Raw genomic sequence first — 20920 nt, forward strand, 5'->3', positions numbered from 1 at the left:
GGGACACCGGAAACCGAAAGGCGATTTCCCATGGAAGAGATGACCGGCGGGCAGGCCAAGCTGAACTGGCTGCTGGACGACCTCGTGAGCAGAGTGGTCGGTGCTCGGCACGCGGTGGTGCTCTCCGCGGACGGTCTGCTGCTGGCCCGTTCTCCCGAACTGTCCAAGGACGACTCCGACCACCTCTCCGCGATGGCGTCGGCGTTCCAGTCGCTCGCCCGCGGCACCGGCCGGCACTTCGGCGGCGGCCAGGTCCGGCAGACCATCGTCGAGATGGAGCGCGCCTACCTGTTCGTCACCGCGGCCGGTCAGGGCGCCTGCCTCGCGGTCGTCGGTGACGAGGACGCGGACATGGGCATGATCGCCTACGAGATGAACATGCTCGTGAAGCGCGTCGGCAGCTACCTGTCCACCGCGCCGCGCACGCCGCTGCCCACGGCTCTCGGGCTGTCATGACCATCCACTCCGGAGACTGGTGGTACGACGAGGCGGCGGGCCCGCTGGTCCGCCCGTACGCACTGGTGAGCGGCCGCACCCGGCCGGTGTGGGGCGATCTGCACCTCACGACCCAGGTGCGGGCGATCCGCACCTCGAACGACCCCGCCGCGCTCTCGGTGGAGCACACCGAGATCATCAAGCTGTGCCGCAAGCCGCTGTCGGTCGCGGAGGTCGCCGCCTACCTGCACGCGCCGCTGGTCGTGGTGAAGGTGCTGCTCAGCGACCTGATCCAGCGCGGGGACGTCATCACCCGCGACCCGTCGCGGATGGCGACCGCGATGGACATGAACCTACTGCAGAAGGTGCTGGATGGTGTCCGTGCAATCTGACCAGCGCGCCGAGGACCTCGCCGTCCCCGTCGCCGTCAAGATCGTCGTCGCCGGCGGTTTCGGCGCGGGCAAGACCACGATGGTCGGCTCGGTCAGCGAGATCACGCCGCTGCGCACGGAGGAGCTCCTCACCGCCGCGGGCGAGGAGATCGACGACATCGTGGGCGTGGAGGGCAAGAACACCACGACGGTCGCGCTGGACTTCGGCCGCATCACGATCAACCCCGAGCTGGTGCTGTACCTGTTCGGCACACCGGGCCAGGACCGGTTCTGGTTCATGTGGGACGAGCTGGCGTCGGGTGCGATCGGCGCGGTGGTCCTCGTGGACACCCGCAGACTGGAGACCGGGTTCGCGGCGATCGACTTCTTCGAACGCCGCGAGATCCCGTTCGTGGTCGCCGTGAACTGCTTCGACGGCAGCTACTCCTACACCGAGGCCGAGGTGCGGCACGCCCTCGACGTCGGTGACGCGGTGCCGTTGATGCTGTGCGACGCGCGCGACCGCGAGTCGTCGAAGGCGGTGCTGGTGCGGGTCATCGAGCACGCGATGAGCCGCATCGGCGTGCCCGCCTAGGACCTTGCTGCGGAGAAGGGCCCCTCGTCGTGAGGGGCCCTTCTGCGTTCAGCGGACCTGTTCGAGCCGGGCGCGGAACGGGCGCAGCACCGCCGGGGCCTCGGTCAGGCGGTAACCGGGCACCCGCTCGGGGTCCTTCGCGATCTCCGCGAGCGTCTCGGCCACGTACTCCAGGTGGCTGCGGGTGTAGACGCGGCGCGGGATCGCCAGCCGTACCAGCTCGAACGGCGCCGGCGTGAGCAGCTGACCGGAGGAGTCGATCTCACCGAGGTAGAGCGAACCGAGCTCGGCGCACCGCACACCGCCCGCGAGGTACAGCTCCGAGGCGAGCGCGTGACCGGTGAACCGCTGCGGAGGGATGTGCGGCAGCAACCGGCCTGCGTTGAGGTACACCGCGTGCACGCCGGCGGGCCGCACGCTCTCCACACCGGCCTGGCGCGCGCACTCGGCGAGGTACGCGGTGGCCTCGGCCCGTTCACGCAGGTACGCCGGGTGCGTGACCTCCATCAGGCCCTGCGCGCACATGTCCAGGTCACGCCCGGAAAGCCCGCCGTAGGTGCGGAAGCCCTCCGTGGCGATCAGCAGCAGCTCGCACTGCTTGGCCAGGTCGGCGTCGTTGAGCGCCAGCATCCCTCCGATGTGGACGATGCCGTCCTTCTTCAGGCTCGCCACGCAGCCGTCGGCCAGCCGGAACGCCAGCTTCGCGACGTCACGCGGGCTGTGGTTGCGGTACTTCTCCTCCCGCTGCGTCACCAGCCACGCGTTCTCGGCGAAGCGGGCCGCGTCGAGGAAGAACGGCACCCCGTAGCGGCGGCACAGGACGCTCACGGCCTCCAGGTTCGCCATCGACACCGGCTGCCCGCCACCGCCGTTGTTCGTGATCGTCATCAGCACCAGGCCGACGTCCTCCGGCCCGGCCAGCACCGCCTCCAGCGCGACGAGGTCGATGTCGCCCTTGAACGGCGCGTCGCTGTCGAGGTCGGCGGCCGCGGGGCACGGCAGGTCGCGCACGACGGCACCGACCAGCTCGACGTTCGCGCGGGTGGTGTCGAAGTGCGTGTTGCCGACCGAGAGCTGGCCGGGCTTGAGCAGTGCGGAGAACAGGATCCGCTCGGCGGCCCTGCCCTGGTGCACCGGGAAGATGTGCCGGTAGCCGGTGAGTTCCTCGGCCACCTCGCGGAACCGGAAGAACGACCGCGCGCCCGCGTACGTCTCGTCGCCGCGCATGCCCGCCGCCTGCTGCTCCGCGGACAGCGCCCCGGTGCCGGAGTCGCTCAGCAGGTCGATCGTGACGTCGTCGGCGGTCAGGTTGAACTGGTTGTACCCGGCCTCGGCGTAGCGGCGCTCGCGGTAGTCGCGGGTGGTGATGGGGATCGGCTCGACGACCTTGATGCGGTACGGCTCCACGACACTGCCTTCTTTCCTGGACACTGCGGCACTACAACGACATGGCTGTGGTTCGGGGCGGTGTCACGTCGTAGGCCTCCGACGACAGGTACACCGTGACGCCGGGACGGGGCCGGCCCAGGCGCAGCGAGATGTGGGCGATCAGCCCGACGCCGTCGCCCAGCGGCCGGCGCACGATGCTCGTCAGCGCCAGCACGAACGGCGTCGAGTCGAGCCCGCACCTGGCCATGACCGCCAGGACGCGTTCGCACGCCTCCAGGTCGTCCTGCACGTAGTCCCTGACCGGGATGTAGACCGAGTAGCCGCCCGGCCGGTCGGTGTCTCCGGCCAGGAAGTTGTAGGCCGACATCAGCGGGCGCCGGGTGAACGGGCCGGAGCCCGCACCGGCGATCGCGCAGACGTCCGCCAGCAGCTCCAGGTCCGCCTCGGGCACCGCGGCGGCCGCGGCGGTCACGTCGGAGATCTCGGCGCAGTCGTGCGACACGTAGGTCTTCACCCGCGCGCGGTGGTCGTCCATCAGGTCGAGCGCGAAGAAGGAGAACCGGTCCAGCCCCTCGCGCCGCAGCGCGTGGCCGGCGATCGTCGGGAACGCGCCGCCCAGGCCGAGCCGGTCCAGCGCCGCGCTGACGAGCTCGGTGCCGCGTTCGCGGCCGCGCACCTCGGGGTTGAGGTAGACCTTGATCGCGGGCGCCGCGTGGGCCCCGACGATCAGCGAGTACCAGAACGCGAACGCGCCCTGCGGGTCTTCCGGCAGGAACAGGTCGCGGATGCGGTCGAACTGGCGCAGGTCCAGGCTGTGCTGCGCCGCGAGCCGGTCGAGGACGCCGAGGGCGGCGGTGAGGTTGGCCTGCCGGCCGGGCTGTTCGGCGATCGACTCCACGATCATGCGCACCGCGGGCGGTTCGTTTCGGGCCAAAGCCACGGAGAATTCAACGGGCGTGTGGTCGTCGGCGACGAATGAGGGCCATAACGGAACGGCGGACAGCGGCCGCAGGGCGCCGGGGCCCAATGCCTCACCCAGCAGTGTCGTCGAACTGCCCATCGCATCCGACAATCCGACAGCGCGCAACAGGTTCTGCAGTTGCCCGACGGCGAAATCGCGCAGGGTGAAGTCTGCCGTGCTCAAGACAGGGTCTCCTGATCGGCCGGGGAATCAGGGCAGGGCACAGTCCGGTCGGAGTGGAATGGCTGGAGCGAATTCTCTCAAGTGGACACATGGGCAGGTCAAGGTCCAACGGGGTTGCATGCGGCACTCTGCGCTGTGATCAAGATTGCACTGCTCGGCCTATTGACGCGGGGCCGAATTCACTTCTCGAACAGTGTTCGGTTGCGCGAACTGGCGAATTGTGTCCGATCGGGCCGTGTGCTAGTGGGCAACCGCGGTTTCCTGCGTAGTAGTTTGCGCAGCTAACTGGTTTTGTGGTAAAGCACGCGAAACAAAACAGAGCGCCCGCCGAGGCGGACGCTCTGTTTCGGTACCCGTTCCGGAACTACTTGTCGCGCTTCGCGCACCGGACCTTGCCGGGGCAGCTGCGCAGCAGCCGCACGGCCGGAGCCGAGTCGATCACCGCCGGGGGCCGCGTGGCACCACCCGGCCACTGGACCGAGATCGAGATGGACGACGCGTTGTTGCTGTAGTCCTTCTCCAGCAACGCGTGGTCGGAGTTGGCGACGTTCACTACGTCGTACACCCCCGACGGCACGCGGGTGATGTCGAGCCACTGGAAGTCGACCCGGTGCTTGTAGTCGTCGCCGGAGCCGACGGAGATCCCGAACATCACGTCCAGCGCGGCCGGGTTGTGGTGCTCGCACATGTGGCCGTTGAGCTTCGCGGCCAGCTTGCCCGCCGGCGTCGTCGGGTCCAGCGGCCGTTGCGGCAGGTCGTCCACGACGTCGTAGCGGTCGCCGATGCAGAAACCGTTCTTGCGGTCGGTCACGACCACGCTGCCGTCCGGGGTGCGCAGCTGGAAGTACTCGAAGTTGAGCAGGTGCCAGTGCTCGTGCGACTCGGCCGGCTCGTAGTAGGCGCTGGACAACGTCTCGCGCTTGGCCTCGGTGTAGGAACCGGCGATCGAACGGTCCACACCGGACTGCACGGCCTGCCGCACCTTCATCGTCGGCACGCCGGTGCTGTCGCGGTGCGCGTAGAGCAGCAGCGGGCCGTCGCCGACGTTGTCGACCGCGGTGGTGAACCGCAGCCGGACCGACTCGATCCGGCCGCCGCCGGTCACGCACCGGCCGCGTGGCTGCGAGGCGTCCCTGACGAGGCACACGTCCCAGTCCTGGCAGGTGGACGGGTCACCGCTGAAGCCGCCGGGGCACCCGACCGGCGCCTGCCGCAGGTCGGGCAGCAGCGGCGCCGAGTCGGCGTGGACCTGCTGGGACGACACGAGCGTGGCCGCAGTGACCGTGAGGGCGCCGAGCACCGCGCCGAACCTGCTCACCATGCGTCGATCTCCTGGGGCGTGGGTCTCCTCGCGTCGAGCAGGAGACGGTCGGTCACGGAGTTCGCGAGCTCGACGCTCGAGTTCCAGCTCGTGACGTTCGGGTAGACGTGCGCCGTGGTGGCCAGCAGCAGCCGGGTGCCCGCGACCTCGACGGCCGGTCGGTCGGTCAGGTAACCCAGCGGGTACACCGGTTCCACGAACGGCGCCTTGAACGTGCGGACCTCGTCCACGTCGTCCGGCGTGAGACCGGGGTACAGGCTCAGCAGCTGACCCGTCCACCGGTCGGCGATGCCCGCCTCGTCCTCGCGGTACAGCGCGGACTCGCGGTCGGTGTAGCGCATCACGTACACCAGGTGCCGGCCGTCGTACGGCTCGGTGCCCGACAGCGCGGACATCTCGATCACGCCGTCGAAGTCGGTGCCCGAGCGCAGCACCGGCGCCCAGTAGTGGCCCGTCAACGGCTTGCGCAGGAAGAACAGCGTGTTGACGACACCCTGGTAGCGCAACCGCACCTCGGGCAGCCGCCGGGCCAGGGCGGGGTCGGCGATGCCGCGCAACGCGGGCAGCGGGACCGTGGAGACCGCGTGATCCGCCTCGACCGTCTCGCCGTCGGCCAGCGTCACGAGCACCCGGTCCTCAGTGGACTCCAGGCGTGCCACCGGAGCCGACGTGCGCACGACGCCGCCACCGTCCTCGATGGACTGGCGCAGCGCGTCGATCACGCTCTTGTAGCCACCGGCCGGGTAGCCGCGCACCGAGTCGTTGCTCTCGCGGCCCAGGCGCTGCCACAGGTACAGCGCGGGCACGTCACCGAACGCGGAGCCGAACTTGGCGCCGAACATCGGGGCCAGCAGCGTGGTCCACACCGCGTCGCCGTACAGGCCGCGCAGCCAGTCCTCGGTGCGCGTGCGGTCGAGGTCCCTGCCCTTGCCCAACCGCCGCAGCAGCAGCGACACCACACCGAACCGCAGCCGGTTCGGCAGGCTGAGCGCCGGGAACCGCAGCAGGTCCAGCGCGGAGTTGAACGGGTGGTGGACGCCGCCGACGACCATGCCCATGGTGGTCCGCCGCCACCCGATGCTCTCGCGCAGGCCGACCTCGTCCAGCAGGCCGAGCAACGCGTCGTCGGTCGGCATCACGCAGTGGTAGAAGCGTTCCACCCACCGGCCGCGCGACGGGAAGAACGTGCCGAGCCCGCCGAGCTGGTCGCTGCTCTCCAGCAACGTCACCGGCAGACCGGCCCGGACGAGCCGATGTGCGGTGGCGAGGCCGCAGATGCCCCCGCCGATCACGACCACACGGCGCACAGGCGCGGCCATCAGAGCTTCCGGTACGGCACGGGCGCGAGCCGGTCGCGCGTGAGCAACACCAGGTACTGCCGCAGCGTCCGGCCCAGCCGCAGCTTGCTCGCGCCGGGCTTGCGGTCGTAGCGCAGCCGGAACGGGATCTCGCTGACCACCGGGCCGCAGTGGCGCAGCTTCAGCAGCAGCTCGACCATGCAGGCGAACCCGCGTTCCTCGACCAGCCGCTCGCCCCAGTGCGCGGCGGCGCGGCGCAGCAGGCTCACCCGGTAGGCGCGGTAGCCGCAGGTGAAGTCCTGGATGCCGTCGAAGTGCAGGACGCGGCCGAACACGACGCGGGCGCCGCGGGAGAGCATCCGGCGCCAGCGCGGCGCGGTCGAGTCGTCCCCGCCGTCGACGAAGCGCGAGCAGATCACCACGTCCGCACCGGCGGCGACCTCCTCCAGCAGCGCGGAGATCAGGCCGGGGTCGTGCGTGTCGTCGGCGTCCATCACGATCAGGACGTCGTCGTCGCCCGCGGCGTCGAGCACCGCCCGCAGTCCTGACTGGACGGCCTGGCCGAGCCCGAGGTTCACCGGGTGGCGCACCAGCCGGACGTCGATCCCGCCCACACCGGCCACGCAGTCGCCGGTGCCGTCGGAGGAACCGTCGTCCACCACCCACACCGTGATCCGGTCGGCGAGCTCGACGCCGGCGATGCGCCGCAGCAGCGACGGGAGTGCGGCGGCCTCGTTGTAGGCGGGCAGCACCACGTGCACGTCACCGCACGGCCGGGTGTCGTCCTGCACGGCTTGGACCGTCTGCACGGCCTGCGCGGTCGTGGTCGGTCGCCCGGCCGGTTGCCGGACGCCGTTTTCGCCGACTCTCACTCAATGCCCCCACTTCGGTGGCTCGCGGTTGGTGGCGTGAATTATTGACACGGCGTGCTAAAGCTTTTGAGACGCCCCTGGCGTAGATCACGGCAGTAGTACGCCGAAAGCTCACGAACTGCATTCGTCCGGCACACCAAAGAGGGAAATTTGATACCTGATGAGCTGATAAAAGACCGCTCGTTAACTCTTTCGTGTCGCTGTGCTGGCCCAACTCCTTCGATCGGATGATCTTCAATGAGGCGACTCTCGGCGGTGGCCGTTCCCGCCGCACCACCGCAGGCGGACGAGGTCGGGCAGGCTGAACGCAGACGACCGCTCCGGACCCGCGCCGGCACGTCCCGCCGCGAGGCGCGCGACCTGCTCAGCCGGGTGAACGCGGTCGCGGTGCTGCTCGTGCTGGCCGACAGCGCGACGCTGGCGGCGGTGTGCCTGAACCGCGGCGTCACCTGGGGCTGGGCGGCCGCGATCGCGGTCACCGTGCTCGGCATCAGGGCGGCCTGGCGGCTCTACCGCAGGCGGCTGTGGCTGTCGTGGCTGCAGGACCTGCCCCGCTCCGCCGCGAGCACCGCGCTGGCCTTCGCGCTGCTCACCGGCGCCGGTCTGGTCAGTGCCGCACCGCACGCCGACGTGGTCGCCGCGCAGTGGGCGATGATGGTGTTCGCCCTGGTCATCGAGCCCGTGCGGTGGTGCGTGTTCGCGTTCGGCCGATGGTGCCGGCGGCGGTTCGACCGCTGCGACCGCACCATCGTCGTCGGCGCGGGTCAGGTCGGCGTGAACCTCGCGCGGACGATGCTGGAGCACCCCCAGTTCGGGCTGCGGCCGGTCGCGTTCGCCGACTCCGGGCCCGACCCCGACCAGCAGCTGCCCCCGCTGGAGGTGGTCGACGGCGACCTGGCCGAGGCGATCGTGCGGCTGCGCGCGGGCACCGTGGTGCTCGCGTTCTCGCACACCCGCGACTCCCGGCTGGTCGAGGCGGCCATCACCGCGCACCGGCTGGGCTGCTCCACGCTGGTCGTGCCGCGGATGTACGAGCTGCACCCCGACGGCCCCGGCATCGAACGGCTGCGCAGCTACCCGCTGATGCGGCTGGGCACCGCGCCCACCAGGCGCCCGACCTGGTGGGTCAAGCGCGCCGCCGACCTCGTGCTCGCGGCGGTCGCGCTGGTCGTGCTGTCGCCGGTGATCGGCCTGTGCGCGCTCGCGGTGCTGGTCGAGAGCGGCCGCCCGTTGTTCTTCCGGCAGGTCAGGGTGGGGATGGACGACCGCACGTTCGTCCTCTACAAGATCCGCAGCGTCCGCCAGTCGGGCGAGGACGACTCGCAGGTGCGGTGGTCGGTCGAGGGCGACGCGCGGGTCGGGCCGGTCGGCCGGTTCCTGCGCCGCACCTCGCTCGACGAGCTGCCCCAGCTGTGGAACGTCCTGCGCGGAGACATGTGCGTCGTGGGGCCACGCCCGGAGCGTCCCGGTTTCGTTCGCGAGTTCTCCGCCATTCACGAGCTATATTGGGCGCGTCACCGAGTTCCGACCGGACTCACCGGTCTCGCTCAGGTGCACGGGTTGAGGGGAGACACCTCGATCGCCGACAGGTCTCGGTACGACAACTACTACATCGCGAATTGGTCGCTCTGGCTCGACCTGAGGATTCTACTGATGACGGCGGGTGAGTTGTGTTGCCGCAGAAATCGCTGATGCGCAGATTCGCCGGTGTCGCTCTCGTGCTCTTCACGACCGCCTGTTCGGTCAGTGCGGCGAGCGACCCCGTCATCACCGGCCCGCCGCCGAAACCGCTCGCGCCGTGCGCGTGGTGGTACGGCATCGGCGACTCGCCGGCGGCGTGGGAGATCCGCGAGGCGGCCAAGCACTACGACGTGGTGGTGCTCAACGCGTGGGAGACGTCGGCCATGCGCCGGCTGCACGACCTGAACCCCAAGGTGAAGGTGCTGGTGTACAAGGACTTCTCCAGCACCCGCAACTACGCGGGCGCGGTCGAGGGCGACCGCGACGCCCGGTACCTGCCGACCGGCATCGGCTACCACGCCGCGCAGCAGCACGCCGACTGGTTCGCGACCGACACGGCGGGCAAGCGCATCGAGTGGGCCGGCTACCCGAAGCACTGGCAGATGGCGGTGTGGAACAAGGGTTACCAGGAGGCCTGGACGAAGGCCGTCGTCGGCGAGGTCGTCCGCGAGGGCTGGGACGGGGTGCTGGCCGACAACGACTTCAGCTCGCTGCGGTACTACTCCCCGGCGGTGCTCGCGGGCACGACCGACACCGCGGACACCGACCGGCTGCTGCGCGAGGGCCTCGACGGCCTGCTCGCGCTCTCCGGTGACACGCTGGAGAAGGCCGGGAAGATGCTGGTGCCCAACGTGTCGGAGTCGCAGCTGACACCGGGGCGCTGGTCGGCGCACTCCCGGTACGCGGGTGCCATGGAGGAGAACTTCGGCCTGCGCGGCGACAACGGTGCCGGTGAGCTGATCACGTTCAAGGGCAACCAGTTCAAGGAGCAGCGCGCCCAGGCCGCGCTCGGTGAGTCGTGGCTGCTGCTGATCACGCACACGAAGTCGGACCAGGAGGAACGCGTCGGGTACGCCTCCGCCGCGTTGCTCGCGGGCCCGCACACCTGCTGGACCCAGGCCGACCCCAGCTACAAGAGCCCGTACTGGTCGATCTACCAGGACGCGCGGCTGGGGGAGGCGGTCGAGGCGGCCAACCGGCTGCCCAGCGGGACGTGGACCCGCCGCTTCAGCAACGGCTGGGTGGCGGTGAACCCGACGAAGGCCGCGGTGCGGCTGACCCCGCCGCCGGGTCTCGTGACGGTGCGGGGCGGGCCCGTGCCGCCGGAGCTCGACCTGGCTCCGGCGGACGCGGTGGTCTACGTCAACGCTCGGTGAGCCCGCGGTAGAGGTCGAGGTGGCGGCGGGCGCAGACGTCGGCGGTGAACCGCTCGCGCGCCCGCGCAGCCAGGGCCGCACCGGTGCGGCCGGGCTCCGGGTCGGCGAACAGCGCGCTCAACCGCGCCGCGAGCGCGGCCACGTCACCGGGCCGCGGGCACTGGGCGGCGGGAACGCCCAGCATGTCCGCCACGCCGCCGGTGTCCGTGGCGACCACGGGCTTGCCCGCGGCCATGGCCTCGGCCACGACGAGCGGCTGCTGTTCCATCGTCGACGGCAGCACCAGCGCGTCGTGCTCGCGCAGCAGGTCCCCGACGTCGGTGCGGAAACCCAGGAACCGCACCCGGCCCTGCAGACCGCAGCGGACCACCCGGCCCTCCGCCTGGGTCCGTTGTGGACCGTCGCCGACGACCGTGAGCGTCGCGTCGGCCGGCATCGTCGTCTCCAGGGCGTCCAGCAGGTTCAGCAGGCCCTTGCGTTCCACGAGCAGCCCCACGAACACGAGCTTGCGCACCGGCGCCGTGGGCGGGTGGGCTTCGCCGACGTCCACGCAGTTGTCGATGTGGGTCATGCGGTGCGGCGGCACGTACAGGCGTTCGCGCAGGAACCGGCCCATCTCCCTCGCCGGGACCACGGTCCGGTGCACGACACGGGCGACCGCGGCGTCACCGGCGAGCACCGCGCGGGTGTAGGCCGACGGCGGCGTCGAGCCCCGCACACACCGGAACCACGACTCGTCCACGTCGTCGGGCACGCCGTGGTAGGTGTGCACGACCTTCGTGCCCGCGGTCGCGAGGCCCGCGCTCACCAGCCCGGACCGCCGGTCCTGGGCGTGCACGACGTCCGGCCGCCACGCCTTGACCGCGGCGCGCGCCTGGCGTGCGGCACGCATGTCACCCTTGGAGGGGACCAGGATCTCCTCGAAGTACGGGTCGACCAGCTCGGCGCCACGCCGTGGCCGCGGGCCGAACACCCTGACCTCGGCCTCGTCGGACTTGGCCAGCGCCGCGGCCAGCCGCACCGTCACGTCCACCGGGCCACCGCTGTCCTGGGTGAGCAGGTAGGCGATCCGTGTCATCGTCGTCCTCTCTGGGACAGCAGCCTCTCGGTGAGCGCCACGATCCGGTCGGTCATGCGCTCGCGGTCGAACAGGTTCTCGGCGCGGACGCGTCCGCGTTTCCCCTCCGCCGCGGCGAGCTCGCGGTCGGCCAGGCGCAGGGCAATCGCTTGCGCCAGCGCGTGAACGTCCCCGGCCGCCACGACCTCACCGGCGTCACCGATGCTCTGCCGCACGCCTTCGACGTCGAACGCGACGACCGCGCGCCCGCAGGCCATGGCCTCCAACGGCACCAACGCCATGCCCTCGGCGCGGGACGGCAGCACCACGACGTCCGCCTGGCCGTAGAACTCGGCGACCGCGGAGCTGTGGCCGTGCCAGTGGACCGACGGGTGCCGGTGCTGTGCTCGCAGGGAGGCGGCCATCGGGCCGTCGCCGACGAGCAGGAGCCGGGCGTCCGGGACGGACCGCAGCACCTCCGGCCAGGCCCGCAGCAGCAGGTCCTGACCCTTCTGGTGCGCGATCCTGCCCACGCACACCGCGGTGGGGGTCTCGTGGTCGTGCTCCCGTGGCCGCAGCCGCCGGGTGTCGACGCCGTTGCACACGACCTCGGCCCGCGCGCTCACCCCTGCCGCGCGACCGGCCGCGAGCTCGTCGTCACTGACGCAGACGAGGAGGTCGGTCCAGCGTGCCGCGTGCCTCTCCCAGCGCCGGCACGCGGTGCGCAGCAGCGCGCCGGCGACCTGGAACGACCACAGGTGCGGCTGGAACAGCGTCGGCACGCGGCCGCGCAACACCAGCCTGGCCAGCCCTGCCTTGGAGCTGTGCAGGTGGACGAGGTCCGGTCGGAGGGCGGTGAGCGTCCGGCGCAGGGAGAGGAGCTCTCCCGCGGTGCGCGGGCCCGGGGTGCGGGTCGCCTGCCAGTGGTGGACCGGGATGCCGTGAGCACGGGCCTGCTCGGCCAGCCAACCGCTTGCGGGACAGGCGATGCGGACGTCCCAGCCACGGCGTTGCTGGGCGCGGGCCAGCTCCAGCACCACGACGGCGACCCCGGCCTCGACCGGCTGCGTCACGTGGACGACCTTCACACGCGCTCCTTGAGTCCGATGAGGACAGTGCGGTTGAGCGGCAGGACCACGGCGCAGTAGGCGGCGAGCAGGACGACCGCGGTGACCGCGAGGCTCACGACGCCGGTGGCGTCCGGGAGGACCGTGCTCAGCGCGAAGCTCGCGAGGGCACCGGCGGCGACCGCGGCGGTCGTGCGGGCGAGGCGGGGGAGCGGCACCGCGAGGCCGTTGCGGTCGAGCACCAGCCAGGTCACCGGCACCAGCAGCCAGACCGTCGCGGTCTGGGTGACCGCGACCGCCGCCGGGCCGTGCGGGGTGGTGAAGGCCAGCGCGGTCACGAGCGTGACGAGGTGCGCGGCTTCGAGGGCGAGGTACTGGCGGGCGTGCCCGGCGGCCCTGATCACCTGGTACCACACGTGCAGCAGACCCAGCCCGAGCCCGTAGCCGCACAGCAGGACGAGGATCCGCGCGGCGTCCGCCCACTGCGCGCCGAGCAGCAGGATCCCGTCCGCACGCAGCGCCACCGTGACGTACAGGCCGCCGGTGACCACCAGCGTCGCCGTCGTGAACCGGTGCAGCGCCTCCGGCAGCTCCTGTCGCTGTCCACTTCGGACCTTCGCCGCGCAGATCGGGAACAGCACACCGCCCAGCACGACCGCGACCATGATGTAGGGCACCCAGGCGATCCGGAACGCGAGCGAGTAGCCGCCGACCGCCTCCGGCCCGAGCACGTGGCCGATCGCGAGGTAGTCGACGTTGACCAGCAGCACCGCGATCAACGCGCCGGGCCCCACCACGGCCATCCAGCCCGCGGCCTCCACCGCGGCCGCCCGGTCCCAGCCCGGCCGGATCCGCGCCCCCGCGACCGCCGCGAGCACCGGCTGCGCCACCGCCGTGCAGAGCAGGCCGACGACGAACGCGACCGGCCCGGTGCCCTGCGCGGCCAGCGTGACGGTCACGGCGGCCCCGAGCAGCATGCCGCCCGCGTCCGGCAGCATCCGCCGCCGGAAGTCCAGATCGCGGTGCATCAACGCCATCTGCACGCCACCCGCCGCCGTGAACGGCAACGTGAGCGCCGCGAGCCGCAACATCCCGGCGGCGTCCGGGGCACCGAGCACCGCCGCGACGGGCCCGGCAGCGGCGATGACCGCGACGGCGAGCCCGGCCCCGGCCGTGACGCTCATGGTGAGCACCGTGCCGGCGGTCGTCCGCGGGTCCTGCCGGGTGCGGCTGATGATGTCGTAGACACCCATCGCCTGGACGACCTGGCCGACGTTGACGATCGACACGACCAGCGCCACCGCCCCGAGGTCGGCCTCGGTGAGGAAGAGCGCCAGCGCCAGCGTGACGACGATCTGGCTGCTCTTGCTCACCAGGTTGACCGCGAAGAGCCACAGCGAGCCCCGCACCGCCACGTCGGTCATGCCGCGCGCCGGGTGTGCCTGACCGCGAACACCACGAGCACCACCCACGCCACGACCACCGCGAGCCCGTCGAGCGTGACACTCGCCCGTGCCCCGAGGGCCGTCTTCACCGCGGTGTCGACGAAGTACAGGTGCGCGAACGGAACGGCGAGCAGCAACATGGCCACACCGGCCCACCGCCAGTGCCTCTCCTGCCTGCGCCGCCAGCACACGACCGCCAGCGCGCACATCGCCGGAACCGCGATCAACACGTCACCCGGCTGGTGCACCAACGCGACCACCACACCCAGGCACGTCAGCACGTCCGCCGCCTCGCCCCCGCCCTCCTGCCGGTCGAGCCTGCGGGCCAGCAGCGCCGTGACGGCCAGGACCGCGATGAGGGCCACCAGCTCCGCCGCCGGCGGCAACCAGCCCGTCGTCCGGAAGAACACCGCGGGCAGGTCCACCCGTTGCGCCGTCATGGAGTCGACCGCGCCGTACCCGGTGCTGCTGGCCCAGGCGAGGTTGCGCTCGATGACGTCGAGGAACCCGCCCAGCCCGTCCCTGCTGATCAGCACCGCCGCCACCGGCAGACTCGCGACCGCGGCGACCAGCGTGCCCAGGAGCGCCACCAACCGGTCACCGCGCGCGAACACAAGCACCGCCAAGGGAAGCCCGAACTGCGGCTTCAACCACGCCAGCGCGAGCGCCGCCCCCGCCCACCCCGGATGCGTCCGGCGCAACAGCAACGCACCGGCCGCACCGACCGCGATCAACGGGTTGACCTGCCCCACGTACAGCTGCGCCTTGCCGACCTGGCTCGTCACCAGCAGCGTGGCGATCACCGTGCCCCCGGCGACCAGCGGCAGCCGCGCCCGGTGCGCGGCCATCACGGCCAACGCGACGAGCAGCACCAGGCCGGCCACCGCGAACGCCACCGCGCCGACCCGGTAGCCCGGCAACGCGAACGGCAGGTGCAGCACGAGGTGGTAGGGCTGGTAGAGGTTGAAGTTCTGCCGCACCGGCCAGTGCGCGAACATCACCGCCGGGTCGTAGGGGTTGCCGCCGGCCAGGAACTCGCGGATCGGGAAGTACAGCGCGTCGCGGAAGTCCTGCATGCGCTCTTCCGGCAGGTTCGCCTCCGTGGGCAGCGGGACCTCCCACGCCGGTTTGAGGGCGCGGACGGCGCTCGCGGTGCCGGCGAGGGCGATCAGGGCGAGGAGGATGGTCCTGGCTAGAGCGCGGCGGTTGGTGGTGGTGATCACGGGGTCACCGCCTTGGGTGGCGTGACGGGCTGGTGGGGTGTGGGGTCGGGCTCGTCGGCTGCGCATGGCCGGGTGGCGTGCGCGAGGTGCCCGGTGGGTGCGATGGAGGTTGCCGGGGCGGCGTCACCGCTATTCCCGGCCGGCGGGGCGCTCGGGCGTGGGTCGATCGGCGCGGCGTGGTGGGCTGCGCTCGGCTGGGTGGCGTGCCCGGTGGGCTGAGAAGCGGCGGACGTTGCCACGTCGGTGCCGCTGAGGACGCCGTCCGGCTGGGCGGTCCGATGTGGGGCGGCTGACGCCGTCTGGTCGGCCGCGCTCGGCTGGGCGGCTGCGAGGTGCCCGGTGGGCTCGGTGGGCTCGGTGGGCTCGGGCGCGGCGGGTGTCGTCGGCTCGGTGCCGCTGCGGGCCTCACCCAGCTTGCAGGTCCGGTGTGGGGCGGCCGGAGTCTGGTCGGCCGCGCTCGGCTGGTCGGCCGCCGTCGTCGTCGGGTCGACTCCGCTCAGCCGGGTGGCCTGCGCGAAGCGCCCGGTGGGCTGGGACACCGCAGGCGCCACCAGTTCGGCACCACCGCCAGCCCGGCCTGCGCCGCCAGCCCGGCCTGCGCCGCCAGCCCGGCCTGCGCCGCCAGCCCGGCCTGCGCCGCCAGCCCGGCCTGCGCCGCCAGCCCCCGGCCTGCGCCGCCAGCCCGGCCTGCGCCGCCAGCCCGGCCTGGACCGCCAGCGCCGCACCGCTCAGCCGCGCTCGCCACCCGTGCGCCCGCTGCCCGCACAGCGGGCAGCTTCGCCACAGCACCACCGTCGGCCGTCACCGACGTGCCGAGCGGCAGTGTGGGGCCCGTGCGGGGAGTCGTCATCACGCCAGCACCACCGCCACCACGACCGCCGACGGCGGCAGCACGGCGAGTGCGGTGGCGAGGTCGTCGCGGCGCAGGCGGTCGTTCGCCGCCACCGCGATCACCGCGGTGCCGTCGCCGGGTTCGGAGGCCTTGTCCGGCAACGCCCGCGCCAGTTCCTCCGCCTTGGCGGCCAGGTCCGGGCCCACCGGCAGCACGCGCACCGGTCGTGCGGCCGCCGCGCACAGGGCCGCCAGGCGGTTGGTCAAGCCGGGGTCGTCGTTGTGCGCCACGACCACCGGGTGCCGGACGCCGGCCGTGGTGAGCACCGAGCGCACCACGCTGCCCGCGCCGCGCAACCGGCGTGCCGCCGCGGCTGCGACGCCCGCGACCACCGCGGCCACCAGGGCGAGGCCGGTGGCCAGGCGCAGGTCGGGGGTGACCGCGGTGGTCTCCGGGCGCGGGTCGAGCAGCCGGAACCGGGCCGCGGGGGCCAGCAGGTCGGCGTCGACCACGGCCTTCGCCACCGCCGACACCGCCGCCGACGCCTGCTCCGCCGAGGGTGCGCGCACCGAGATCCGGGCGACGCCGGAGGCGGGCACCAGTTCGACGGCGATGGCGTCGGCCAGTTGGTGCGCGGGCATGCCCGCTGCGCGCCCGGCGGCGTCCAGGACGGACGGGCTGCGGACCAGTTGGACGACCGCCGGGGTGGCGAGCGAGGTGACCTCGCCGAACTGGGCGCTGTCCGGTGTGGACGGTGTGGCGAGCAGGGCGAGCCGGCCTTCGCTCTGGCCGTCGCGCAGTGCGACGGCCAGGAGCACGAGCGTGCCGACCACGACCGCGGCCAGCAGGCCTTCCACAACAGCTCGGGGAACTCTCATCTTCTTCGTGCCTCCAGCACGGTACGAAGCAGTTCGTCGTAGGACTTCATCAACGTGTGCGCGTCGGCCGAGCCGTCGCGCGCGGTGGCGACGGAGCGGGCGACGGGGGAGTAGAGCAGGCTGTGCAGCGCCTTCGCGGTCTCGACCGGGCTGCGGCGGGGCACCAGGATTCCTCCGCCGCCGGACAGCACCTCCCGCACACCGTCCACATCGGACGCGACCACCGGGCGTTCCGCGGCCAGCGACTCCAGCAGGGCGATCGGCATGCCCTCCCAGTCGCTGGTGAGCACGGTGACGTCGGCGGCTTCCAGCAGGTCGCGCACGTCCGTGCGGGTGCCGAGGAACCGCACCCGGCCACGGATGCGGCGCGCCTGGTCCTCCAGCGCACCGCGCAGGCTGCCGTCGCCGGCCAGCCAGAGCTCGGCCGGGCCGCCCACCAGCGCCCACGCGTCGAGCAGCACGTCGTGCCGCTTCTGCGGTTCGAGCCGGGCCGGGCACAACGCGACCGGCGCGTCGGCCGGTGTGCCGAGGGCGGCGCGCACGGTCGCGCGGTCGATGCCGGGAGCCGACGGGAACACCGCGTTGGGGATCACCACGGCCTCCAGCCCGGCCGCGCGCAACCGGTCGGCGGACGCCGACGCCACCGCCACGACCCGGTTCGACACGCGCCGCAGCACCCGCACGGCACCGGGGACGTCCGCCTCGGCCACGCCGTGGAACACCGTCACCACCGGCAGCCGGACCGCACCCAGCCGCGCCACGAGACTCGCGGACACGTTGTGCGCCAGCACGATGTCCGGCCGGAACCGCCGCACCGCCGCCGACACCGCCCACGCCGCCCGCGCCACGCCACGAGCTGACCGGCGCGCCGGCGGCACGTCGAACACCGGCACCCCGGCCTCCCGCAGCGCCGCCACCCGGAAGCCGCCCGCGGTGGCCACCGCCGACTCCCAGTCGACGTCCGGACCGGCGCAGGCCATCCCGGCCACGACCGCCTCCGCGCCGCCCGCACCCATCTCGCTGATCACGTGGAGAACGCGCATCGCCGCTCCTTCCGCGCCCGCTGTTCCAGCGCCACCGCGATCGCGACGAGCGACCACAGCGGCAGGTAGTACTGCTCGGACAGGAAGATCGACGCGACCAGCACGGCGATCAGCGCCGCCTGCACCGCCACGACCTGCCGCCGGTCGGCGCCGAGCCGCAACGCCCGTTCCGAGGCGACGAAACCGACCGCCACCACCGCGATCAGCAGCGCGAAGCCGGGCAACCCGAGCTCCGCCGCGACCTCGATGAACAGGTTGTGCGCCACCGGGGTCTGCTCGTCGACCTCCGCGTTGTGCGAGGCCGCCGCGTACTGCTGGCGGAACCCGCCGGGCCCCACCCCGAGCACCGGGTCGTCGGCCAGCATCCGGGCGGCCGCCTGCCAGCGCAGCATCCGCGTGTCGGCGTTCGTGCCCGCGATGTGGCTCTTCTCCTGCAGCGCCCGTTCCAGCTCCGCGTGCGCCACCTGGGAGAACACCAGCGCCGCCAAGCCGGTCACCGCAGCGGTGACCACCACCGCGCGCACCGGCAGCGCACGCCGCAGGATCAGCCACGCCAGCGCGCACGCCAGCGCGATTCCGCCGCCGCGGGAGAACGTCGCCAGCGACCCGGCCACCAGCACCGCGCCCAGCACCAGCGGCACGATCCGGGACCGGCCGCTCACCGGCAGTGCCACCAGCAACGGCAACGCCGCCACGAGGAAGAACGCCAGGTCGTTGGGATCCTCCAGCGGTCCGGTCGCCCGCAGCTCGCCGCCGGCCACGCTGAGCAGCCCACCGGCCGCCGCCGCCACGGCACCGGCCACGACCGCCGCGAGCAGCGCCCGCACCGGCACCTCCCGCGCCGCGACGTCGGCCAGCACCACCGTGACCACCAGGAAAGGCGCCCACCGCACCAGGTACTCGAACGTGAACGGCTCGGCCGCGTGCACCGCCGAGGTCGCCAGGAGCACCGCCGCCAGCAACGCGAGTAACAGGTGCAGCGGGTGCGGTGCGGGCAACCGGCGGTTCCGCAGCAGCGAGAACAGCCAGACGGCGATCAGCGTGGCGGGCACCACCTTGGCCGACTGGCCGTGCAGCCGCAGCAGGTAGCCCTCCACCGGCGCCAGCGCGACCGTCGCACAGGCCAGTACCCGCACCAGGGACGTCAGCATGTGACCGGATCACGTTCCCGCAGCACGGAACCCGCCACGCGGTCCACGTGCGCGCCCGTGCCGACCACGTCGAAGTGCCTGCGCAGCAACGACAACACCCACTCCAGCAACGCGACCTTCTCGCTGCCGGGCACCGCCATGCCGGGGAAGAACTCCATTCCCGGCGCCTCCGCGGCCGTCAGCACGTCGGTCGGGTGCAGCAGCAACGACGGGGAAACGTTGCGCGCACGGCACAACCGCAGCGCCGTGCGGAAGTACCCGCGCGCGAGCCGTGGCGAGATCCGGTGCAGCTGCAACAGGTACGCGCCGTGGATCGGCACGCGCAGCAACGGCATCGTGGTCACCGGCAGCTCGACCAGCCCGTCACGCCACCGGTACGCCGTGTTGGGCGCCTTCACCCGGCCGAACCCGCCGAACAGGTCGGCGCCGCCGTCGGTCGAGCCGGCCGTCCGGTTGTGGTAGGCCCGTGCCAGCGGCCCGATCCAGGTGGGCAGCACGCTCGCGTCGTACCGGTACCCGCGCCGCGCAAGGACGTCGAGCAGCTGCGGTGTCACGCTGTAGCCAGGGCCGCGGAACCCCACCGGCCGCGGCGCACCGGCGGCGGTGATCGCGTCCTCCGCGCGCACGACCTCGGCCTCCTGTTCGGCCGCGGAGTAGCGGTGCAGCCACGGCTCGTGCCCGAAGGAGTGGTTGGCCACCTCGTGCCCGGCCGCCGTGATCGCCGCGACCGCCGCCGCGCCGTCGTCGCGTTCCGCGTCGGCGCCGACCACGAACACCGTGGTGGTCAGGTCTTGCTCGCCGAAGACGTCGAGCAGCCGCGGCACCGCCGACGTCAGGAAGCTCGGCCGCTGCTCCCAGGTCGGGTCGCCGTGCGTTTTCAGGTACGCCCAGAGGTTGTCGAGGTCCAGCGACACGCTGGCGACGGGCTTCACGGCTGCGCCCCGACCAGTTCGCGAGCCGGCCGCGACACGGACCCGAGCACCAGCACACCGGTCACCACCAGCAGCACGCCGAGCCCGACCCACCACTCGCGGCCCGGCGCGATCCGGTCGCCCATCAGCGCCAGACCGGCGACCGAGCCGAGCACCACGGTCGTCGCGTCCATCGACGCCACCGCCGAGGTGGCCGAACCGCGTTGCAACGCCGTCGCCAGGCACGCCTGCCCGACGAACGCCGCGAGCACCATCACCCACGTCAACGGGTGCAGCACCACGTCCAGCAACGGTTTGTCGGCCACCGTCCGCGCCGCCACCGCGACCACGGCGAACGCGAGCCCGGCCAGCACCGGCGTCGCGCCCCTCAGCACCCGTGCCAGCGGCAGCACCGCCAGCGCCAGCAGCCCCAGCACGATCACGCTGGGCAGCAGGGGAAGCGCGCGTGCCGACGATGGTGCGGCCGCGCCCGTGAGCAGCAGCAGGCCGCACGCCATCACCACCAGCACGGCGATCTCCACGGCCCGGATCCGCCACCGCAGCGCCAGCACGCCGATCAGCGTCGCCAGCCCGACCGCGCACGACGACCCGGCCTGCACCAGGTACAGCGGCAGCTCCGCGCGAGCCAGGAACGCGAACAGGAAACCGCCTACCTGGCCGGTGAAACCCAGCAGGTACAACCGGTCCGCGGCCAGCCGCGCGAGCAGCCCGACGCCGCTGCCGGCCCGCTGGTCCGCCCTGCGCGCCGCGACGGTCTGCGCGACTATCCCGAGCCCGTACAGCACAGTCGACACCGCAAGGGCCAGATGACCGGACACGAAGGACTCTCCGTTGGTTTTGGCGAACACGCTCCACGGCGCGCCTAAGACGGGCCGACAATAGACACCCCTGGGGCGCAACACTTTCGAGCGATACGCCAAGCAACGCTTTCGGGTGAAGAAGGCGGGCGCGTCAAGATCGATGAAGTACT

Annotated in this window: 21 protein-coding genes; 5 read left to right on the plus strand and 16 right to left on the minus strand. The window is 72.4% G+C overall.

Annotated features, from left to right (window positions below):
* Positions 1-30 precede the first annotated feature (30 nt).
* From ADL03_RS12770 to ADL03_RS12780, 3 genes are read left to right on the plus strand one after another with little or no spacing between them, the layout of a single operon-like run.
* The gene (locus ADL03_RS12770; protein ID WP_053733581.1) at positions 31-456 is read left to right on the plus strand and encodes a roadblock/LC7 domain-containing protein; all 426 of its coding nucleotides are present in this window, start codon (positions 31-33) and stop codon (positions 454-456) included.
* Positions 453-827 carry a DUF742 domain-containing protein gene (locus ADL03_RS12775; protein WP_053733582.1) on the plus strand — a complete coding sequence of 125 codons (375 nt, stop codon included), beginning with the start codon at positions 453-455 and terminating at the stop codon, positions 825-827. Before ADL03_RS12770 ends, ADL03_RS12775 begins: the two co-directional genes overlap by 4 nt.
* Positions 808-1401 (plus strand): ATP/GTP-binding protein, encoded by a 594-nt coding sequence (locus ADL03_RS12780; protein WP_053733583.1) that lies wholly within the window; start codon positions 808-810, stop codon positions 1399-1401. Before ADL03_RS12775 ends, ADL03_RS12780 begins: the two co-directional genes overlap by 20 nt.
* 48 nt (positions 1402-1449) lie before the next feature.
* Here ADL03_RS12780 and ADL03_RS12785 read toward each other — a convergent pair whose 3' ends face one another.
* From ADL03_RS12785 to ADL03_RS12805, 5 genes are all read right to left on the minus strand, one after another.
* Entirely contained in the window at positions 1450-2832 is a 1383-nt protein-coding gene (locus tag ADL03_RS12785) for a tryptophanase (RefSeq protein WP_197288283.1), read from the minus strand.
* Between the two features lie 7 nt (positions 2833-2839).
* The gene (locus tag ADL03_RS12790) at positions 2840-3850 is read right to left on the minus strand and encodes a tryptophan dimethylallyltransferase family protein (RefSeq protein ID WP_053733975.1); all 1011 of its coding nucleotides are present in this window, start codon (positions 3848-3850) and stop codon (positions 2840-2842) included.
* Between the two features lie 448 nt (positions 3851-4298).
* Complete coding sequence (locus ADL03_RS12795) at positions 4299-5255, minus strand: lysyl oxidase family protein (protein WP_053733585.1); 957 nt, start codon at positions 5253-5255, stop codon at positions 4299-4301.
* Positions 5249-6574 carry an NAD(P)/FAD-dependent oxidoreductase gene (locus ADL03_RS12800; protein WP_053733586.1) on the minus strand — a complete coding sequence of 442 codons (1326 nt, stop codon included), beginning with the start codon at positions 6572-6574 and terminating at the stop codon, positions 5249-5251. Before ADL03_RS12800 ends, ADL03_RS12795 begins: the two co-directional genes overlap by 7 nt.
* Positions 6574-7425 carry a glycosyltransferase gene (locus ADL03_RS12805; RefSeq protein ID WP_231641806.1) on the minus strand — a complete coding sequence of 284 codons (852 nt, stop codon included), beginning with the start codon at positions 7423-7425 and terminating at the stop codon, positions 6574-6576. Before ADL03_RS12805 ends, ADL03_RS12800 begins: the two co-directional genes overlap by 1 nt.
* Positions 7426-7662: 237 nt before the next feature.
* Between ADL03_RS12805 and ADL03_RS12810 the strand changes: the two genes are divergently transcribed.
* Positions 7663-9117, plus strand: a complete 1455-nt coding sequence (locus tag ADL03_RS12810; protein WP_082373074.1) for a sugar transferase — start codon at positions 7663-7665, stop codon at positions 9115-9117.
* On the plus strand, positions 9117-10322 hold the full coding sequence (locus ADL03_RS12815; RefSeq protein WP_063798541.1) for a putative glycoside hydrolase family 15 protein: 1206 nt from the start codon (positions 9117-9119) through the stop codon (positions 10320-10322). The genes ADL03_RS12810 and ADL03_RS12815 overlap by 1 nt, the downstream gene beginning before the upstream one ends.
* Here ADL03_RS12815 and ADL03_RS12820 read toward each other — a convergent pair.
* Genes ADL03_RS12820 through ADL03_RS12865 form a run of 11 tightly spaced genes read right to left on the minus strand, consistent with a single transcriptional unit; the run spans position 10309 to position 20768 of the window.
* Positions 10309-11400: a glycosyltransferase family 4 protein gene (locus ADL03_RS12820; RefSeq protein WP_053733588.1), complete on the minus strand. Its 1092-nt coding sequence runs from the start codon at positions 11398-11400 to the stop codon at positions 10309-10311. The two genes, ADL03_RS12815 and ADL03_RS12820, sit on opposite strands and share 14 nt — an antisense overlap.
* A complete protein-coding gene (locus ADL03_RS12825) occupies positions 11397-12467 on the minus strand; it encodes a glycosyltransferase family 4 protein (RefSeq protein WP_053733589.1) in 1071 nt (356 codons plus the stop codon). Before ADL03_RS12825 ends, ADL03_RS12820 begins: the two co-directional genes overlap by 4 nt.
* Entirely contained in the window at positions 12464-13870 is a 1407-nt protein-coding gene (locus tag ADL03_RS12830) for an oligosaccharide flippase family protein (protein WP_053733590.1), read from the minus strand. The genes ADL03_RS12825 and ADL03_RS12830 overlap by 4 nt, the downstream gene beginning before the upstream one ends.
* Positions 13867-15114, minus strand: coding sequence for a glycosyltransferase family 87 protein (locus tag ADL03_RS12835; protein ID WP_197288284.1), 1248 nt, complete (start codon positions 15112-15114; stop codon positions 13867-13869). Before ADL03_RS12835 ends, ADL03_RS12830 begins: the two co-directional genes overlap by 4 nt.
* The gene (locus ADL03_RS48375) at positions 15111-15653 is read right to left on the minus strand and encodes a hypothetical protein (RefSeq protein WP_053733591.1); all 543 of its coding nucleotides are present in this window, start codon (positions 15651-15653) and stop codon (positions 15111-15113) included. Before ADL03_RS48375 ends, ADL03_RS12835 begins: the two co-directional genes overlap by 4 nt.
* The gene (locus ADL03_RS46865) at positions 15611-15964 is read right to left on the minus strand and encodes a hypothetical protein (protein ID WP_157528529.1); all 354 of its coding nucleotides are present in this window, start codon (positions 15962-15964) and stop codon (positions 15611-15613) included. The genes ADL03_RS48375 and ADL03_RS46865 overlap by 43 nt, the downstream gene beginning before the upstream one ends.
* Positions 15964-16824 (minus strand): hypothetical protein, encoded by an 861-nt coding sequence (locus ADL03_RS12845; RefSeq protein ID WP_053733978.1) that lies wholly within the window; start codon positions 16822-16824, stop codon positions 15964-15966. Before ADL03_RS12845 ends, ADL03_RS46865 begins: the two co-directional genes overlap by 1 nt.
* The gene (locus ADL03_RS12850; protein WP_082373076.1) at positions 16821-17867 is read right to left on the minus strand and encodes a glycosyltransferase; all 1047 of its coding nucleotides are present in this window, start codon (positions 17865-17867) and stop codon (positions 16821-16823) included. The genes ADL03_RS12845 and ADL03_RS12850 overlap by 4 nt, the downstream gene beginning before the upstream one ends.
* Positions 17849-19018 carry an O-antigen ligase gene (locus tag ADL03_RS12855; RefSeq protein WP_063798542.1) on the minus strand — a complete coding sequence of 390 codons (1170 nt, stop codon included), beginning with the start codon at positions 19016-19018 and terminating at the stop codon, positions 17849-17851. Before ADL03_RS12855 ends, ADL03_RS12850 begins: the two co-directional genes overlap by 19 nt.
* Entirely contained in the window at positions 19012-19950 is a 939-nt protein-coding gene (locus ADL03_RS12860) for a polysaccharide deacetylase family protein (RefSeq protein WP_053733592.1), read from the minus strand. The genes ADL03_RS12855 and ADL03_RS12860 overlap by 7 nt, the downstream gene beginning before the upstream one ends.
* A complete protein-coding gene (locus ADL03_RS12865; protein WP_053733980.1) occupies positions 19947-20768 on the minus strand; it encodes a hypothetical protein in 822 nt (273 codons plus the stop codon). The genes ADL03_RS12860 and ADL03_RS12865 overlap by 4 nt, the downstream gene beginning before the upstream one ends.
* Positions 20769-20920: the final 152 nt, after the last annotated feature.

Origin of the sequence: Nocardia sp. NRRL S-836, assembly GCF_001279525.1 — a bacterium.
In the GTDB taxonomy this organism is placed as follows: Bacteria; Actinomycetota; Actinomycetes; order Mycobacteriales; family Pseudonocardiaceae; genus Lentzea.

What these genes read in the sequence shown, in the direction of transcription:
- ADL03_RS12770 (WP_053733581.1), top strand. Translation starts at nt 31, where the DNA reads ATGGAAGAGATGACCGGCGGGCAGGCCAAGCTGAACTGGCTGCTGGAC.
- ADL03_RS12775 (WP_053733582.1), top strand. Translation starts at nt 453, where the DNA reads ATGACCATCCACTCCGGAGACTGGTGGTACGACGAGGCGGCGGGCCCG.
- ADL03_RS12780 (WP_053733583.1), top strand. Translation starts at nt 808, where the DNA reads ATGGTGTCCGTGCAATCTGACCAGCGCGCCGAGGACCTCGCCGTCCCC.
- ADL03_RS12790 (WP_053733975.1), bottom strand. Translation starts at nt 3,850, where the DNA reads ATGGGCAGTTCGACGACACTGCTGGGTGAGGCATTGGGCCCCGGCGCC.
- ADL03_RS12795 (WP_053733585.1), bottom strand. Translation starts at nt 5,255, where the DNA reads ATGGTGAGCAGGTTCGGCGCGGTGCTCGGCGCCCTCACGGTCACTGCG.
- ADL03_RS12800 (WP_053733586.1), bottom strand. Translation starts at nt 6,574, where the DNA reads ATGGCCGCGCCTGTGCGCCGTGTGGTCGTGATCGGCGGGGGCATCTGC.
- ADL03_RS12810 (WP_082373074.1), top strand. Translation starts at nt 7,663, where the DNA reads ATGAGGCGACTCTCGGCGGTGGCCGTTCCCGCCGCACCACCGCAGGCG.
- ADL03_RS12815 (WP_063798541.1), top strand. Translation starts at nt 9,117, where the DNA reads ATGCGCAGATTCGCCGGTGTCGCTCTCGTGCTCTTCACGACCGCCTGT.
- ADL03_RS12820 (WP_053733588.1), bottom strand. Translation starts at nt 11,400, where the DNA reads ATGACACGGATCGCCTACCTGCTCACCCAGGACAGCGGTGGCCCGGTG.
- ADL03_RS12830 (WP_053733590.1), bottom strand. Translation starts at nt 13,870, where the DNA reads ATGACCGACGTGGCGGTGCGGGGCTCGCTGTGGCTCTTCGCGGTCAAC.
- ADL03_RS46865 (WP_157528529.1), bottom strand. Translation starts at nt 15,964, where the DNA reads ATGACGACTCCCCGCACGGGCCCCACACTGCCGCTCGGCACGTCGGTG.
- ADL03_RS12845 (WP_053733978.1), bottom strand. Translation starts at nt 16,824, where the DNA reads ATGAGAGTTCCCCGAGCTGTTGTGGAAGGCCTGCTGGCCGCGGTCGTG.
- ADL03_RS12850 (WP_082373076.1), bottom strand. Translation starts at nt 17,867, where the DNA reads ATGCGCGTTCTCCACGTGATCAGCGAGATGGGTGCGGGCGGCGCGGAG.
- ADL03_RS12855 (WP_063798542.1), bottom strand. Translation starts at nt 19,018, where the DNA reads ATGCTGACGTCCCTGGTGCGGGTACTGGCCTGTGCGACGGTCGCGCTG.